The sequence below is a fragment of the Aliamphritea hakodatensis genome (genome assembly GCF_024347195.1).
In the GTDB taxonomy this organism is placed as follows: domain Bacteria; phylum Pseudomonadota; class Gammaproteobacteria; order Pseudomonadales; family Balneatricaceae; genus Amphritea; species Amphritea hakodatensis.
In genome coordinates, this window is sequence record NZ_AP025281.1 from 3,633,034 (window position 1) to 3,649,930 (window position 16,897).

Here is a 16,897-nt window from a genome sequence, read left to right on the forward strand (position 1 = left end):
AAGGCATATACTGGGCGCTGACACCTCAGACAGGGAAGATCCGCCATGGAATATACGGACAGCAAAGCACAGAAAGCCACCGGACTGGGGGATGATTACCCTTACGATAAAAAGATATCCCGCCGGGAATACGAAGCCGAAAAACGCCTGCTACAAATCGAACTGCTGAAAATGCAGTACTGGGTTAAGCAGCATAATGAACGGGTGATGATCATCTTCGAAGGCCGTGATGCTGCCGGGAAAGGCGGTGCCATCAAACGTTTTATGGAAAACCTTAACCCCCGTGGTGCCAGAATCGTTGCACTGGAAAAACCTTCCGACACCGAACAGACCCAGTGGTATTTTCAGCGCTACCTGCAGCATTTACCCAGCGGCGGTGAAATCGTTCTGCTCGACCGTTCATGGTACAACCGGGCCGGGGTGGAACGGGTGATGAACTTCTGTACCGACGGGCAGTACCGGGAATTTATGGATCAGGCCCCGGCACTGGAAAAGATGCTGGTACAGAGTGGCATCCGGCTGTTTAAACTCTGGTTTTCGGTGAATCAAAACGAACAGCGACGCCGCTTTGAAAATCGCAAATCCGACCCGCTGAAGCAGTGGAAGCTTAGCCCGATGGATCTGGCATCGCTGGACAAATGGGACGACTACACCAAGGCCAAGGAGGCCATGTATGCCTATACCCATACCCCGGAAGCCCCGTGGACGACCATCATGTCAGATGACAAAAAACGTGCCCGGCTGAACGCCATCAAACACGTTCTGCATCATCTGCCCTACGATGAAAAGAGCAGCGAAACTGACCTGCAGCCCGATGTAAATATCGTCGCAGAGGCCCTTACCCGGGATATTCAGCACCCGGAAGATTATCCCGACCCGGCCTTACGCTGAATTCACGCAGATACATGAAGAAGCTCTGACAACCCGCCCCGCTGGTTTCAGGGCAGTCAGCCTCCAGCCGCAATAGCGGGAATCCGACCCGTACTTTTCCCTGTGCGCCCGAACTCACCGGGCGCTGTCACAACAGTTGACCATTCCCGCCTGCCAACCCATTATTGCAGCAACACTTATCATCTGTTGGAGCTACTTATGGTCGCGCGCCGCCTGACAAAAATTTATACCCGCACCGGCGATAAAGGTACCACCGCCCTGGCCAATGGCAGCCGGGTAGACAAGCATCATCCCCGAATTGAAACCATGGGCGATGTGGATGAACTTAACTGCCTGATCGGCGTGCTTGCTGAAGAACTGAACAGCGATGACCCGATCCGCGAATATCTGACCCTGAGCCAGCACTGCCTGTTTGATATTGGCGGTGAAATTGCAGTGGCCGACGCGGACTACAAAGTCATCAGTGCAGAAGATATTACCCAGCTGGAACAACAACTCGATACACTCAATGAAGACTTACCGCCCCTGCAGGAATTTATTCTGCCAGGAGGCAACCGCGCCGCCGCCCTGTGCCATCAGGCACGCAGTGTGTGCCGCCGGGCTGAACGCCGGCTGGTAGAACTGGTGCAACTGGAAAATACTCCGGCCGAAGGGGAACAGGCCGCGGTGGAAATGGTCAATAACTTTGCCGCTGCGTATGTAAACCGCCTGTCGGACTTACTGTTTGTCAGCGCCCGGGTACTGGCCCGCCGTAATGATGGCAGTGAAGTACTCTGGCAGCCCAAACAAAAGCGCACCGCCGGCGACAGTTAAGGGTTAATTCACGCGGTCTGATATACTTTGTCACAGAACCGGACTTAACACCTGTTTTGACAGAATGTACTGACAATAAAGAGTACTGACAGAAAGTAAAGATTATGAAGATGACCGCACCACTGAAAACCCTGTTCGTAAGCCTTACCCTCGCCATCAGCTCTCAGGCCATGGCACTGGGTGACTGTCAGGACCAGCAAAGCTTCTGTGAAGCCAAATGTGAAGTCCGCCACCTCGGTGATGAAGCCGCCGTCAACGGTTGTTATGCCAAGTGCACTGCCAGCCGCGCTGTATGCAGCACCAAAGAAGGTGCCAAAGAAGTGTATGAAGCCGGCGAAGAAGGCGCGAAAACAGCCGTTGAAGTCGGTAAAGATGCGGTGGACTCCACCAAGTCATTCTTCAAAGGCATCTTTGACTGACACTTCCTCCCTGTACAGAGCAACAAAAAAGCGCACCCAAGTGCGCTTTTTTTGTTTCTGACGTGCTTTAACTGACAATCAGCGATTAATAAACGCCACGCTGTATCCCAGCTCTCCCGGTTCACCGACAATATGAATCCGGCTCAGGGATGCATAATCCAGCTGCAGGCAATTCCAGTTCCCGGCAGGTATGGCCAGTACTCTGGCTAACAGGGCCCGGATCACACCGCCGTGGGTGACCCACAGATAATGCCCCTGAGAATGATTACGGACAAAATCATCCAGGCATTCCGCCAGCCGCTCCCGGAAAACCTTCAGCGGCTCACCTTCCGGTGGCGTAAACGCTTCGGGATCTTCCCAAAACTGGGTGACATCGTCCGGGAACTTCTCCCAGATATCCGCCAGTAACTCGCCATCCCACTCGCCAAAATCAATTTCCTGCAACCGCGGCTCCAGCTGGCAACTGATATCATGTTCTGCTGCATACGCCACGGCTACTTTGGAACACCGTCGCAACGGCGAACTTACGACCCCCCGCCAGGGCTCACCGGCCTCAGCAAGGGTACGCTGCATTGCCTTCTTACCTGGCTTGGTCAGAGAGGAATCGGTCCGGCCACGGTAAATAGCCCCCCCTTCTGTCTCGCCATGGCGTAACAGGTCAATGGTCAGATCAATACTCGGTTCAGTCGGCATATTTTTGCGCCTCAGGCAGATTTGTCGGCAACCCCCGCATCGGCAAAAGTTGCCATATTCCCATGCAGTAAACAAGCACTGCGTAACAGATCGACTGCCAGCACCGCGCCACTGCCCTCACCCAGACGCATACCTAAATTCAGTAACGGCTGCACCTGCAATGCCTGTAGCATAGCCCGGTGACCCGGTTCTGCCGAATTATGCGCAAACACCAGCCATTCTTTTACCTCCGGGTGAATACGGCAGGCCAGCAGGGCGGCCGCTGTACAGATAAAGCCATCCACCAGCGCCGGAACCCCTTCCTGTGCGCAGGTCAGATAGGCACCGCACAGCGCCGCAATTTCAAAACCACCGACGCTCTGCAGCACCCCCAGCGGGGTATTCAGATGCTCAGCGTGCAGCGCCATAACACCTTCCAGAATCGCCTGCTTTGCCCGCACACCGGCGTTATCCAGCCCGGTGCCTGGCCCAACCAGTTGTTCCAGTGTGCTGTCGGTCAGTGCAGCGGCAATCATGGATGCGGCACTGGTGTTGCCAATGCCCATTTCACCGCCCACAAACAACTGTGCGCCTTTGTCCCGGGCTGCCAACACCCGTCCACGGCCGGTATTCATTGCCTGCGCCAGCTGTTCATCGCTCATGGCCTGCTGCTGTGAACAGTCTGCGGTGGCGCTGGCAATCACCGCCTGCACCACTGTCGGATGATCTGCTACCGGGCCTACCGTTCCCAGATTCACCACTTCAAACTCTGCTCCCCGGGCTTTGGAAAGCACTGAAACGGCTGCGCCGCCGTGGGCAAAGTTGCTCACCATCTGGGCCGTCACTTCCTGAGGGAAAGCGGAAACCCCCTGACCGGCAAGACCATGGTCCGCCGCAAAAATTGATACCTGAACCTTATCAAGCTGTGGCTTTAACTGGCCCTGCATCCCCGCGAAACGGATCGCCAGCGTTTCCAGCTGCCCCAGCGAACCCGCCGGCTTTGTCAGAATTTGCTGATGTTCCGTCGCGGCAACAGTTGCCGCCTGATCAATCGCCTGCGGCGTCCGGGTTAGCCATTCAAGGTTGGACATAGTTACCACCTGATATAAAACAGCCGGTCAGAAGCTAACCGGCGTACATTGATTATGTGTTCTGAATAACGGGATTCAGGCTTTAAATTCCATCGGCAGGCCGGCCACGGTAAGCGTTACCCGCTCACAAACCTGGCCCAGCCGCTGGTGAAGAAAACCCGCCTGATCCTGAAACTTACGGGTCAGCTCGCCCATGGGCACAATCCCCAGCCCCACCTCATTACTGACCATTATGATCTGGGCCTGACAGTCTGCCAGTGCCGCTTCAAAGGCTGCCATATGCTCCGCCATCCGGTCGTCGTCTTCCAGCATCAGCAAATTCGTCACCCACAGGGTCAGGCAATCGATCAGCAGACACCGGTCCGGGTCATCATGTTCCGACAGCACCCCGGCCAGATCCAACGGCTCTTCGATCGTCAGCCAGCCTTCGGGACGTAAATCCTGATGCCGTTTTATACGCGCAGACATCTCACCATCTCCGGCGTTGGCAGTTGCCAGATAATATACCTGACGCCCTTCTTCTGCGGCACGCCAGTCCTGCGCCCGCTGTTCTGCCAGCGCGGTTTTACCGGAACGGGCACCGCCTAAAATTAATTGTTTCATTGTTGTACAGCCTGAAATTATCGGCAGCCTTTTTATCGGTAAACATGCAGGCTCCTAAGCTAACGGCTATCCTGACCGGAGACAAGCGAAGTTACATTCTGCAGGCGACATAAAGCGTCGTAGAGAGAACGCTCAGCGTCTTTCACTGGCCAGTACAAGCCCCTTTATACAGCCATCTGATGAAGCTTTGATTTAGCGCAGGTTGTTGCGTTGATTTTGCCACGACTTAAGATGTATTTAAAAAACATTTTATGTTTTAATGCCCCTACTGAAGTAACAGCATGAATCGGTGAAGGTGAGCCATGCAAATCCAAATTCAGGAACCCAGAAACTCCAGTTCCTTTGCGCTTTTTAACCTGGGTTTCAGACCCTTCTTTCTGTTCGGTGCAATCTCCGCATTGCTGCTCATGCTGATCTGGCTGATCATGCTGAGCACCGGTCAGGCCAGCCAGTCTTATTATCAGCTCAGCTATATATGGCACGGCCATGAAATGCTGTTTGGCTACACCGTTGCCATCATTGCCGGCTTCCTGCTGACGGCCGTCAAAAACTGGACCTCACAGCAGACCCCGCACGGCAGCTGGCTGGCGATTATATTTGCGGTCTGGGTAGCCGGCAGAATTCTGCCGTTTACCGCACTGCCACCGCTGGTGATTGCAGCCACAGATATGCTGTTTCTGCCACTGGTAATTGTGGGTATCGGAATTCCCATTGTCCGCAGCGGTAACCACCGCAACCTGATGTTCATGGCCATTCTCTCAGTTATGACGCTGGCAAACGGGCTGATGCACGCCCAGATACTCGGTTACACCGAAAATACGATGCTGCAGGGGATGCAGTTACAGCTGGGCCTGGTAATTCTGATCATCATGATACTGGGTGGCCGGGTGATTCCGTTTTTTACTGAACGGGCGCTGGGCAACTTTACTGCCCGTAAATATACCTGGCTGGAATACATGACCCCGGCGGTCACCGTAGCCTGGCTGGTGAGCCATTTTGCCGGCTACCTGCAACTGGCAGGCATCATGGCAGCTCTGGCTGCAGCCTCACAGTTCCTGCGACTCTACGGCTGGTTCCACCCCCGCTTACTGCGCAATCCGCTGCTGTGGATTCTGCAACTGGCATACCTGTTCATTCCCCTCGGCTTCGCCCTGTATGCCGCAAGTGCATTTACCGGTATCTCACCTTATCTGGCTACTCACGCATTTGCCGCCGGCGCAATCGGCTCAATCACCATAGGTATGATGGCGCGGGTTTCGCTGGGGCATACCGGCCGGCCACTTAAACTGACTAACTGGGTGAAAGTTGGCTTTGGTTTCATGATCGTCAGCGGCCTGATCCGCAGCCTGCTGCCACTGGCACCGGATCTGTATGTACCGGCCCTGCATGCATCTGCCCTCTTCTGGATGATCGCCTGGATGCTGTTCCTGATTCCCTATACGCCGGTGCTGTTACAGCCAAGGCTGGATGGTCAGTACGGCTAACCGCCACCGATAACCATAAGCCCGCCGCATACGTGCAGCGGGCTTTTTTCATGTTCAGATAAACCGGAAATGCCCGGATGCTTACCGAAGCCGCTAACAACAAATATAATCGCCAGCCCCATACCGGGTTAACCCTTCAGTCAGTTTCCCAGTGATATTCAGAAATCACTCTCATTCGCTTTAAACCAGCGATCTTCGGGAATTCAGACAATAAAACGCCACCGATACACACAAAAATTCACCTGATTGATCCCTGCGTATTTCCCTCTTCAGGCAACTTGATATAATGCATGCCACACCTGTTATACGCGATTTATTGAAAGGAGCCATTGTGGAAGATAACAGTATCTGGATTATCAGTATCCTTACCCTGGTTACAGGAGGCGTTATCGGTTATTTCGCTGGCCGCTTCGGCACCAGTGCAACCAAACAACGGGACCTGAACCTGCAACTGGAAGATTCTCAACGTCAGCTGGATGCTTACAAGCAACAGGTAAACCAACACTTTGAACGTACCGCAGAGCTGGTCAACGATATGACCGAAAGCTACAAAGCGGTCCATCAGCACCTGGCAACAGGTTCTGAAGCACTGTGCGATGCCGATACCAGCAAGCTGGAAGCAGCACCGATTAAACCGGGCATTGCAGACCAGACTGAAAAAGCGCCGGCACCGGCCGCCGAACAGCCTGCACCGGCCACCGAGCAAAGCGCCGCGGTAAACGCTGACGCAGATGCGAAAGAGGCTCCCGCAGCTGAAACGGAGAACATTCCGGCACCGCCTCTGGATTACGCACCGAAAACACCGGACCAGGAAGGTACCCTGTCGGAAAACTTCGGCGTAAAGAAAGAAGCAGAAGAACCTCAGCCTGAGCCGGTTCCTGCTGATCACTTTGCAGACAAGAAAACAGAAGAAGCCGCCAAGCTGCACTGATCAGCTTTCTGCCGGTGGCAAACCGCCCCAAATAAAAAAGGCCGCTACATCCGTAGCGGCCTTTTTTTATGTCTGCATTTTTTCTTCCGGAAACCGGTCAGTTATGCGCCTGCCCGTCCATCATACAGCTGTTCGCCATTGCATCGTAACGTCCGCCCTGAGACTCACAGGAACTGCTGACAAAATGATCTGTGCTTCCCAGATATGACACCAGTACCGCAGCCCCCAGACACAGCATGATCGCTTTGCCGGCCCGAATGTGCTGCTGACGTAACATCATCACCAGCGCAAAGATCCCGCTACCTGCGGATACAGCAATCAAAAGATAAAACAATACCATCATAGTTTTCAGTCCGCTCAGTCAGATCAGGCAGGATTATCAATGTCCACAAAGTGATGTTCAACCCCGAACGCCTCCGCCAGATGCTCACCCAGCGCCTTCGCACCGTAACGTTCCGTGGCATGATGGCCTGCAGCAAAGTAATGAATCCCTTCTTCTCTGGCACTGTGCGTAGTCGGCTCTGAGATTTCCCCGGAAAGATAGGCATCCACGCCGTGTTCAATGGCTTTGTCAATGTAGCCCTGCGCCCCGCCCGTACACCAGGCGATAGTACTGATCGTTTCCGGCCCGGCATCCAGGTGTAAAACATCCCGCCCCAGAATGCCAGCCACCTGAGCCGCAAACTCCGTGGCCTTCAGCGGTGCAGGTAAGCGGCCGACAGAGCCAATACTGAGGGGATTATCAGCCTCAAGCCCGCCCTCGGTAATCAGCCCCAACTGTTTAGCCAACTGAGCATTATTGCCAAGCTCCGGATGGCCATCCAGCGGCAGATGGTACGCCAGCAGACTGATATCATGGCCCAGCAGGGTCTGTAAGCGGCGCTTTCTCAACCCTTTAATCACCGGACTCTCACCTTTCCAGAAATAACCGTGATGTACCAGAATCAGATCCGCTTTCAGCGCGACTGCCTGATCCAGTAATGCCTGAGACGCTGTTACCCCGGAAACAATACAGTGAACATCGGATTTACCTTCCACCTGAAGGCCATTCGGGCAGTAGTCCCGGTAGCGCTCAGGGGTCAGCAAGTTATTGGTATAATTTACGATTTCATTTAACTTAACTGCCATAATTGTGCCGCAATAGTTCCCATTAATGGATAAGTATCCGTATAATTCTAAATCCAGTCGATCCTGATCGCACCTATTAAAAGGCAATCCTGACGCATGCGTAGACTATCGTTTCTTATCTGGCCGACTATTTCAGGTGTTCTTGCGGCTACTTTATTACTGCTGTACGTCCCGGGGCTGTTACCCACCAGCCAGGTAACAGATTTGTTTGCCGACGCAGAACGCCCTGCCGAACGCACCATTACTACCGTTGGCCCGGCCTCTTACGCGGATGCGGTAGACATTGCCTCCCCCAGTGTTGTGAACATTTACACCCGCACGGTGGTACCGCCTAAAGATTCAGACACTATTACGGAACCGGCCACTGCACCGAATACGCCCCTGCAGAAAAAGTATGAAGGCGATAACCTGCAGGGCCGTGACAAAGTACACACCAGCCTGGGGTCGGGTGTAATCCTGACCCACGACGGCTACATTGCGACCAATAACCACGTCATCGCCAATGCCGATGAGATTACCGTGGCCCTGAAAGATGGCCGTGAAGCACTGGCACAGGTCATCGGCCGCGACCCGGATACAGATCTGGCCGTGCTGAAAATTAGCCTGCCCGACCTGCCCATCATTACCATCAGCTCCTCAAACAATCTGCGGGTGGGCGACGTCACGCTGGCGATCGGTAACCCCTTTGGCGTAGGCCAGACCGTGACCATGGGCATTATCAGCGCCACCGGCCGTAATCAGGTTGGCCTGAACACCTATGAAAACTTTATCCAGACCGATGCAGCCATCAACCCGGGGAACTCCGGCGGTGCACTGATCGACCCCTACGGTAACCTGATCGGCATCAATACCGCGATCTTCTCCCGCAGCGGTGGCTCACTGGGGATCGGCTTTGCCATTCCTTCCAATCAGGCCATTGTGGTCATGAAAGACCTCATAGAACACGGCCGGGTGATCCGTGGCTGGCTGGGAATTGAAGCACAGGAAATGACCGCGCAGCTGGCGGAGTCTTTTGCGCTGGAAGAAAATCGGGGGCTAATCATTGCCGGTATTTACCGTGATGGCCCGGCGCACCAGGGCGGCTTGCAACCCGGTGATATCATGCTGGAAATCGAAGGTGAAAAGATCATCGACGGCCGTACCTCCATGCGTCAGATTGCACAAGTACGCCCCGGCAGCCAGATTCAGATAAAAGCCCTGCGCGACGGCGAAATGCAGGACTTTACGGTTGAAATCATCGAACGGCCTACGCCTCCCAAATCGGATGCAACTCCGGCACAGGTCCCGGGCCCCAAAGCCGGCGCGACACCTGAAAAACCAACGCCGGAAAAACTTGCTGAATAACAGAAGGCTGCTATATCAACCGCCGCTTTTAAACTGCACATTGCCCGGAAACACTGTTTCCGGGAATATCCTCCCTCTCCCCTAACAGGAAACGGCAGCGGTTTCTGTGTGCCAATATCCCTTCTCTGACTTCACATACAACCACAACGTCTGAAACACCTGATCCAGATGTTTTTTGCCCTCATCGCGTTAGCCTCAGGATCTGATTCTGGCTAGCTTATCCCTGCTGATAAGCATTCTTTTTTTCAGACCAGAAAGTGACCGCAATGAATGATGATGGAAATTCACAGCCAAGTTTTAACAACGCCCCCGGTGCCGGAGAACACGTCCGCTGGCTAAATGATCTGTCTCGGGAAAGACAGGCAGGGCCTGCTTTTTCATGTTCCAGACAAATCAACACTGATGCCCGGCCAGCCACCCTCTGTGTTCACTCAGGTACTTATGAAGACCCCAATACAGGCGCAGTAGGCAGCCCGTTATTTGCCACCACTACTTTTCGGTTCTGTGAAGATGCCTTCGATTCGTTTCTGGACGGTTTCATCCGCGACATCCCGATTTACAGCCGGTACGGAAACCCAAACCAGTGGACGGTACAGCTCAAAATAGCAGCACTGGAAAAAGCTCAGAGCGCTCTGGTACTGGCCTCAGGAATGGCAGCAATTACCACAACCCTGCTAGCACTCACAAACCGCAACGGTCATATCATATCTTCCTATGACCTTTATGGCGGCAGTTACAGTTTGCTTAGATCGGATATGCACCAGTTTGGCCGTACGGTCAGTTATGTTGATCCACTCGATATCAGCTCAGTTGAACAGGCCATTCAGCCGGAAACCCAGGCCGTGTTTCTGGAATCCCTCAGTAATCCGTTAATGAAAGCAATTGATCTTCCGGCCATTGCCAGCATCTGTAAGCGTCACGATGTTCTACTGATTATCGACAACACATTCCTTTCTCCGATCAGTTGCCAGCCGCTGCAACACGGGGCTGACATCGTCATTCACTCAGGAACAAAATATCTCAGTGGTCACAGTGATCAAACCTGTGGCAGCGTAGCCGGCAGCCGTAAGCTGGTTGACCGGGTATGGGCGCAACTGCTCAAATTCGGTGCCATGCTGGACCCTGCCCAATGCCATTTGCTGGAACGCAGCCTGAAAACTCTGGCTATCAGAATGAAAGCACATCAGGAGGGGGCTAAGCGGATCACCGAATTCCTCTCCAGGCATCCACAGGTTAAGAAGGTACATTCACCCTATCTGGAAGGTGATGACAACCATCGTCTGATGGCCTATGCGCAGAATCTGAGCACAGGCATTCTGAGTTTTGAGGTGGAAGGTGGCAACACAGCAGCGCTTCAACTGCTAAACCATTTAACCCTAATTACCCCTGCCACCAGCCTGGGAGGTGTGGAGTCTCTGGTCAGTCTGCCCTTCAATACATCTCATAGCGGCCTGACTACTTATCAGCAGGAACAGATCGGTCTGAATCTTGGATTGGTGCGTCTGTCCGTTGGTATAGAAGACCCCGAAGACCTTTGTCAGGACCTGCAATACGCTTTAACCCAGATTCGGAGAGACTCAGAAATATGAGAAACGGCATTGATATTTCCAGCTTCAGCGAAACCGTTAACGAAGTCAGAAATGATGAAAGACAGGGTCAGATAGATTATTCAGCGGTCAGTAGCTGGAAGCCCAACGCAGGCATTCTGGCCAGAGTAAATCCGGCCAGAGTAGGTACTCTGAAAGCACCACGGATTTTTGAGATACCGGTCCCCCCCCATGCAACGGTCGCCGGCCACACCATGCTGCCGGAAGCCACACCGCAAGAAATGGCTGCAGTCGCACTGGCCGGATGCTTTCTGGTATCCACCGTCAATGGCCTTTCTTCCATCAAGTGCACCATCGAGTCATTAAATATCGGGCTAACATTAACCCCAGTGGACATGCAGGCGCTTTACACCATCAACGCACAAACCAACCGCGGGCCGGAAGACCTTGAGCGGATTGTCGGCATGGTAAAACAAATGAGTCCGAATCATCGTAGCTTTGCAGAAGCATTACCGCTAACCGTACAGATCGCCGATACGACGTTTGCATTTGATGCCTGCGGCACCCCTGAAGCGCCGGCAGGTGACCCGGCTGAAACACATCTCAGCTGTCACTGGCTTTACGGTACCCAGCTGCAGGCTAACCTTGGAGATCAGCTTCAGCTCCCTATCGATCAGCCAAAGCAACTGGGGGGTGTCGACTGGGCCCCAAATCCCCAGGAATACCTGCTCATGGCGCTGTCTGCCGATGTGCTCAGCAAACTGACAGAACATCAGGCAGTTACGGAGCAGTTAAGCCAGCTGAAAATTGTTGCCAGCGCCCGGGTTGATATCCGTGGTATGTGTGACGTTGCTGATGTACCGGTACATTTACTGAACATTCAGCTTCAGTTACAGGGCAACAGCGATGAAATGAACAGGATTGCGAACCTGAAAGAATACGTACAGGCAGCCATCTCTCAGTCAACCGTCTGCCAGTATCTGCGGCACCCGGTTTCTATGGTTTTCAACTGAAGGGATAATTAAAATTATGGAAGAATACAGGTTACAGATTATCGGTTTTGGCCCGGCTGCACTGGGCATATTTGTGGCAGCTGACCGGGTTGGCAGATTAACTGAACTACTGAACACCGGTATCTGCATACATGAAAAAATCAGCGACATTGAAAGCTGGGAGTCCCTTAAATACCGGATTCCCAGCAACTCACCAGCACTGGATTTTCTCAGTGAAATACGTACTGACGGCATTTTCGCCCCCCTGCTTTCAGGCCCCCTGGGCACTCAGCTAAAAGCATGCGGCACCAATCCCGTATGCCTTACACTGATCGCATCCTTCCTGAAACAAATGCTGCAAACAGTTGTGAAGCTATTGGACACACATTCCCGCTGTCAGGTTATCTGGGGGCACAGTATTGAAAGCATAAAATACGCTGAAGGTTTTATCGTTCACTCTCAGCAAACCCCATTACACAGTCAGTACCTGTTACTCGCAACCGGTGCCTGTGCGAAATCAGTTACTGACGCTGAATTACAGATCACTGTTGATGCAGAACAGTTACTCAGAGGAAACGCTGATGAAGAGATCGCCCGTTACCTGGCTGAAAAAAGGCCTGTATATATCGTTGGCGGATCTCATAGCAGTTTTTCTGCCGCAGGATATTTACTGGAATTTTTTTCCGACCACTTCCACTGTGCGGCTCCCATTAAAATTCTCAGCAAACGCCGGGTAAAGGAAATGTACTCCCCCAGTGAAGCTCAGCAAACGCTGCTGAAAGACAATGACCTGATTAACACTGATACCGGTGAAGTGAATAAATTTGACGGTTTACGCGGTGTAGCGCGGGAACTGTATCGCCAGATCTGTAAGGGTGAAGAAAGCCGCATAGAAATTATATACGGGCCTCAGGCAGACATCAGACTCACTCAGTCTTCCCCCGCCCCCGTGTATATCAACGCCACCGGTTACCGCCCCAGACTGCCAAATATCTGTACCGCTACCGGTGAGCAACTGGTTCCGGACACAACGGTGGGGGGCAACAATGTACTCAAGGACAGCGTTACTTCAATGCTGCTGAATGACGGCAATCCTGTCAGCGGACTCTACGGTATAGGTCTGGGATTTGCAGACCTGAAAACAGACGGTTGTCAGGTAGGCATTAACTTCTTCCACGGCTGCAGTGCAGCCCGGATACTGACCGGTATACTGGAAACACCCGACCACCAGAATCGTCCGCGACCGGTGCAATCCCCGAATTTCTCTCAGCCTGCCCACTGAGTCTGAATCAGTCGGGAACCTTCACAGAAGGTTTCCGGCACCTCACCTTTTTCTGCCCTCCGCATCATAACTACTCTGGATTCGACACCGCAGCTTCCCATCCGGTAACTCGCTTGTATCAATATATTTTTCGGCAACTCTGCAGCCAGGCCTGCCCGGGGAGTTAATGCTGCACGGCCTTTTCCTAACCCGGTAATCACCACCTCATGGAAATCCGCAAACCGGCATATATAAGGATAAATCGCCTTATAAAACGCTTCTTTGACAGAAAATGCCACTGTCAGCAATTCACGCCGACAATGGTACGATTGCAGTAACAACCATTCATCAGTCTGCAGTACCAAAGGCATCACGGTATCCAGACTGTCGTCCGCAATAAAGCCTTCTATATCAACCCCCAGCCCTGCGCAGCCGGTATCGGTGCGACAGAGTATCGCGACCGCCTGCTGACAGCTATGGCTAATAGACCCCCGGATACCCGCCGGCCAGATCGGTGCGCCTCCGGAACCGCGCAGAGGCGGTTCCGGATTCAGTATCCCGGCCATTCCCATGGCCTGAACGGCACAATACCGCCCGGCAAGGTATTCACACTGACGCTTCAGCACGGCCCCCTGCAGATCTGCCGGCACAGAGATCTCCTGGCGTTGAAGCCTGGAGATCCAGTTATAATCATGATCAAACTTGCAACTGACCCGAATAATTCCCCCGGAAACCGTCCGGCTGACAGGAATTCCTTCTGAACAACTGTTGTTCTCTTTACGCCGGCCAGACATTATTCAGCACACAGGCCATTTTTTCACAGGTCTCTTCCCACTCCCGTTCCGGCGTCGATAAGCTAACAACCCCTGCCCCGGCCTGTAGCCAGTGACCTTCGCTGTTGCCATACGCCGAACGTAACACCAGCGCAGCATCAAAACTGCCGGAGCAATCCGCCACGAGCACGCAGCCACTGTACAGCCCCCGCGGCTCCTCTTCATATTCCATAATTGCGGCAATGGATTCCCGTTTAGGGATACCCGAAGCGGTGATCGCCGGAAAAATAACTTTAAACGCATCCCAGACAGACCGGTCATCACGCAGCTGCCCGGTCACTCGGGACGCCAGATGCTGCACCGACCCGCGCTTATACACCGACATAAATTCTGAAACACCAGTCGTACCCGGTGCACAGACCTGTTCAAGCTCTTCAACCGCCAGCTTTACGGATATCGCGTGTTCAGTTATCTCTTTAGGATCACGTAACAGTTCCCGGGTAAGCTCAGCAGCCTCACAGGGATCATCAGGCAATGCACGGGTACCGGCAAGAGGCTGGGTGCTCAGCAGGCCTTTGTGGTCAACCTCAAGTACCGTTTCAGGGGAAAAACCAAATGCCTGAAAATCCCCCATACGCAGACTGAATGAACGGGCTGGCGTGTTATGCCGGCGACCATCAAGGTAACTTCGACCAAAATCAATTAGCCATGGCAGACAGGCCCGTCGGGATAAAATTACCTTCTGATAATCATCACGCTGAATGTCAGCGACCGAGTTGCTGACAGCACTCTTATAATGCTGCCTGGTGGCCGCCTGCTGTAAAATATCCTGCTGCGATAACAGACAGGGTGACCCCGCCGATATAGTGCGCTGCGCCGCGAGCAATCTGGCAGAAGCCACATCAGGCATTGCTGAGGGCTGCAAGGTCCGGACCCGTATCTCCGTCTTACTGATTCTGATTTCCGTTTCCGGCACGAACATATCGACCAGGGTACGTTCAGCCTCTTCCTGCGGCAGGTCCAGCGCAAACCGGCAAAACTCAAAATCCGCCCGTCCATAAAGCCGCCAGTCAGCAATATTTATTGCTGCTGTCTGGGCATCAATGGCAGTGCAAATTTCGCCGGCAGAAAGCTGATGTTTCTGCCCGGAAAAATCACACATCTCTCCCCGGGTATTAACCGTCAGAGACGCCGCCCGGTTAATTCCGATGCTCCATTCACCCGCCTGTTCATAGATTATAAAATCCTGACAGTGTATATCTTCACTCAGACACACGGCTAACGTTGCCGGATCTGAATCATGCTCTAAACAGAATGTTTCATAACACCGACGCTCATCAAAATTATCTGAAGAAGTCTCAGCCCGGCGAATCAGTGCCTGTTTATCAATTTTCCCAACAGCCGTCAGTGGCCAGTTCCCGACACTTTCTATCTGATCAGGAATTTTATACTGGCTCAGCCCTTCACTGACTAACTGTTGCCGCACTGCTGAAGCCGTTACCGCTTCAGACTCCCAGATGACAAATGCGCAAATCCGCTCCCCGTAGTTTTTATCCGGCACCGGCACCACGACCGCGCCGCTGATATCCGGTAATTGTTGTAAGGCATCCTCAACTTCCGCGGCGGATATTTTCTCACCATTGCGATTAATCTGCTCTTTCTTACGACCCATGACCTGCAGATTCCCTTCAGTAGTTAACCGCACCAGATCTCCGGTGCGGTAATATCCCTGTTCTGTAAAGGCCAGCTTATTGTGTGCTTCCGCGTGATAATATCCCTTGATGGTATACGGGCCACGGGTCAGTAACTCGCCGGTTTCACCGGGTGCAACTGGCTGTAACTGATCATCCACAATAAGCACTTCATCATCCGCGGACAACGGCCGCCCCTGGCAATTTACCCGCACATCCAGAGGATCATCCGGCCGGGTATAACATAATAAGCCTTCCGCCATACCGAAGACCTGCTGTAAGGGACCAAGGCTTGTTTCAACTTTCTGCGCCAGTAACGGATCAAGCCTTGCGCCGCCAATCTGTATCATGACCAGACTCGACAAGTCACTGTCTTCCCAGCTGCGGGCTTCAGTCCATAACTGTGCCAGTGTCGGCACCAGTGCAGTATGCGTCACCCGGTAGCGGCTGATCAGAGGCATTGTTTCATCGCAACCTGGATGATCAGGAAAAACCACTTTACCGCCAGCAGCCAGTGTCCCCAGAATCCCCGGGCAGCCAAAAGTAAAATTATGTGCCGCAGGCAACACTGCCAAATACACTGAATCAGAATTAACACCGCACAGGCTGGCAGATGCCGTCACGTTATAGAGATAATCCCGGTGAGTACGCGGAATGAGTTTGGGGGTTCCTGTGGTGCCGCCTGAAATCAGTAACAACGCCATTTCTTCATCCGTCACCTTTACCGACGGTGGTGGGCAGCGTACCGGCAAATCAGCCAGAGAAACATAACAACTGTGCACGCCATCAGCGATCACCTGCAAACCGTCATTATCCTGGGCAAGCAATGCCGCTGCAGTGTCTTCAAACTCAGCCTGACCGGTCTCCGTCACGGTAGCAATAAATACTTTCGGCCGGGCAATATCAGCCAGTCCCAGAAGATCTTTTCTGCGCTGGCTGGGCAGGGTTAAGACAGGAACAGCACCGATCCGGAACAATGCAAAACAGGTAACGACAAATCTCGAGCTGTTATGCATGTGCAACAAGACGTTATCGCCAGGCTGCAACCCCAGAGCGCTGAAACCGGCAGCCTGTTCTTCAATCTGACGGCTGAACTGCACGTAACTCATGCTTCCTTCAGCATCCTGCAAAGCGGTTCTATGTACAAAATGTTCCGCCCAGATCTGCGGCAACGCTCCCAGTGTCATGCTTTCGTATGCAGGAGGAATCATCAGGCTTTGTGGCCCGGACTGTGTGGGTGAAAAAATATCCATGACA

At 53.2% G+C, this 16,897-nt stretch carries 16 protein-coding genes; 9 read left to right on the forward strand and 7 right to left on the reverse strand.

Annotated features, from left to right (window positions below; all coding sequences use genetic code 11):
* The first annotated feature begins 45 nt into the window (after window positions 1-45).
* The 3 genes from ppk2 to PCI15_RS16665 all read left to right on the forward strand — a co-directional run bounded on the left by ppk2 (window position 46) and on the right by PCI15_RS16665 (window position 2,123).
* A complete protein-coding gene (gene ppk2 / locus PCI15_RS16655; RefSeq protein WP_271271055.1) occupies window positions 46-891 on the forward strand; it encodes a polyphosphate kinase 2 in 846 nt (281 codons plus the stop codon).
* Window positions 892-1,089: 198 nt separating this feature from the next.
* Window positions 1,090-1,704, forward strand: a complete 615-nt coding sequence (locus PCI15_RS16660) for a cob(I)yrinic acid a,c-diamide adenosyltransferase (RefSeq protein WP_271271056.1) — start codon at window positions 1,090-1,092, stop codon at window positions 1,702-1,704.
* Window positions 1,705-1,808: 104 nt separating this feature from the next.
* Window positions 1,809-2,123 (forward strand): hypothetical protein, encoded by a 315-nt coding sequence (locus tag PCI15_RS16665; RefSeq protein WP_271271057.1) that lies wholly within the window; start codon window positions 1,809-1,811, stop codon window positions 2,121-2,123.
* Window positions 2,124-2,201: 78 nt separating this feature from the next.
* Here PCI15_RS16665 and PCI15_RS16670 read toward each other — a convergent pair whose 3' ends face one another.
* From PCI15_RS16670 to cobU, 3 genes are all read right to left on the reverse strand, one after another.
* Window positions 2,202-2,816 carry a histidine phosphatase family protein gene (locus tag PCI15_RS16670; protein WP_271271058.1) on the reverse strand — a complete coding sequence of 205 codons (615 nt, stop codon included), beginning with the start codon at window positions 2,814-2,816 and terminating at the stop codon, window positions 2,202-2,204.
* An 11-nt stretch (window positions 2,817-2,827) separates the two neighbouring features.
* A complete protein-coding gene (gene cobT, locus PCI15_RS16675) occupies window positions 2,828-3,886 on the reverse strand; it encodes a nicotinate-nucleotide--dimethylbenzimidazole phosphoribosyltransferase (protein WP_271271059.1) in 1,059 nt (352 codons plus the stop codon).
* Window positions 3,887-3,961: 75 nt separating this feature from the next.
* Entirely contained in the window at window positions 3,962-4,489 is a 528-nt protein-coding gene (cobU, locus tag PCI15_RS16680; RefSeq protein WP_271271060.1) for a bifunctional adenosylcobinamide kinase/adenosylcobinamide-phosphate guanylyltransferase, read from the reverse strand.
* 302 nt (window positions 4,490-4,791) lie between these two features.
* Here cobU and PCI15_RS16685 point away from each other — a divergent pair, with 302 nt between their 5' ends.
* A complete protein-coding gene (locus tag PCI15_RS16685; protein WP_271271061.1) occupies window positions 4,792-5,973 on the forward strand; it encodes an NnrS family protein in 1,182 nt (393 codons plus the stop codon).
* Between the two features lie 331 nt (window positions 5,974-6,304).
* Entirely contained in the window at window positions 6,305-6,904 is a 600-nt protein-coding gene (locus PCI15_RS16690; protein ID WP_271271062.1) for a Z-ring associated ZapG family protein, read from the forward strand.
* 97 nt (window positions 6,905-7,001) lie between these two features.
* Here PCI15_RS16690 and PCI15_RS16695 read toward each other — a convergent pair whose 3' ends face one another.
* Together PCI15_RS16695 and PCI15_RS16700 are read right to left on the reverse strand one after the other, a co-directional pair.
* Window positions 7,002-7,247 (reverse strand): hypothetical protein, encoded by a 246-nt coding sequence (locus tag PCI15_RS16695; RefSeq protein ID WP_271271063.1) that lies wholly within the window; start codon window positions 7,245-7,247, stop codon window positions 7,002-7,004.
* 23 nt (window positions 7,248-7,270) lie between these two features.
* Entirely contained in the window at window positions 7,271-8,032 is a 762-nt protein-coding gene (locus PCI15_RS16700) for a Nif3-like dinuclear metal center hexameric protein (RefSeq protein ID WP_271271064.1), read from the reverse strand.
* Window positions 8,033-8,128: 96 nt separating this feature from the next.
* Here PCI15_RS16700 and PCI15_RS16705 point away from each other — a divergent pair, with 96 nt between their 5' ends.
* From PCI15_RS16705 to PCI15_RS16720, 4 genes are all read left to right on the forward strand, one after another.
* A complete protein-coding gene (locus PCI15_RS16705; protein WP_271271065.1) occupies window positions 8,129-9,376 on the forward strand; it encodes a S1C family serine protease in 1,248 nt (415 codons plus the stop codon).
* 266 nt (window positions 9,377-9,642) lie between these two features.
* Entirely contained in the window at window positions 9,643-10,965 is a 1,323-nt protein-coding gene (locus PCI15_RS16710) for a trans-sulfuration enzyme family protein (protein WP_271271066.1), read from the forward strand.
* Window positions 10,962-11,936: a hypothetical protein gene (locus PCI15_RS16715; RefSeq protein ID WP_271271067.1), complete on the forward strand. Its 975-nt coding sequence runs from the start codon at window positions 10,962-10,964 to the stop codon at window positions 11,934-11,936. Before PCI15_RS16710 ends, PCI15_RS16715 begins: the two co-directional genes overlap by 4 nt.
* A gap of 16 nt (window positions 11,937-11,952) precedes the next feature.
* A complete protein-coding gene (locus PCI15_RS16720; RefSeq protein ID WP_271271068.1) occupies window positions 11,953-13,197 on the forward strand; it encodes a hypothetical protein in 1,245 nt (414 codons plus the stop codon).
* On the opposite strand, the gene PCI15_RS16725 is transcribed toward PCI15_RS16720, so the two are convergent.
* Together PCI15_RS16725 and PCI15_RS16730 are read right to left on the reverse strand one after the other, a co-directional pair.
* A complete protein-coding gene (locus tag PCI15_RS16725) occupies window positions 13,182-13,826 on the reverse strand; it encodes a 4'-phosphopantetheinyl transferase family protein (protein WP_271271069.1) in 645 nt (214 codons plus the stop codon). The two genes, PCI15_RS16720 and PCI15_RS16725, sit on opposite strands and share 16 nt — an antisense overlap.
* Window positions 13,827-13,953: 127 nt before the next feature.
* Complete coding sequence (locus tag PCI15_RS16730; protein ID WP_271271070.1) at window positions 13,954-16,893, reverse strand: salicylate synthase; 2,940 nt, start codon at window positions 16,891-16,893, stop codon at window positions 13,954-13,956.
* Window positions 16,894-16,897: the final 4 nt, after the last annotated feature.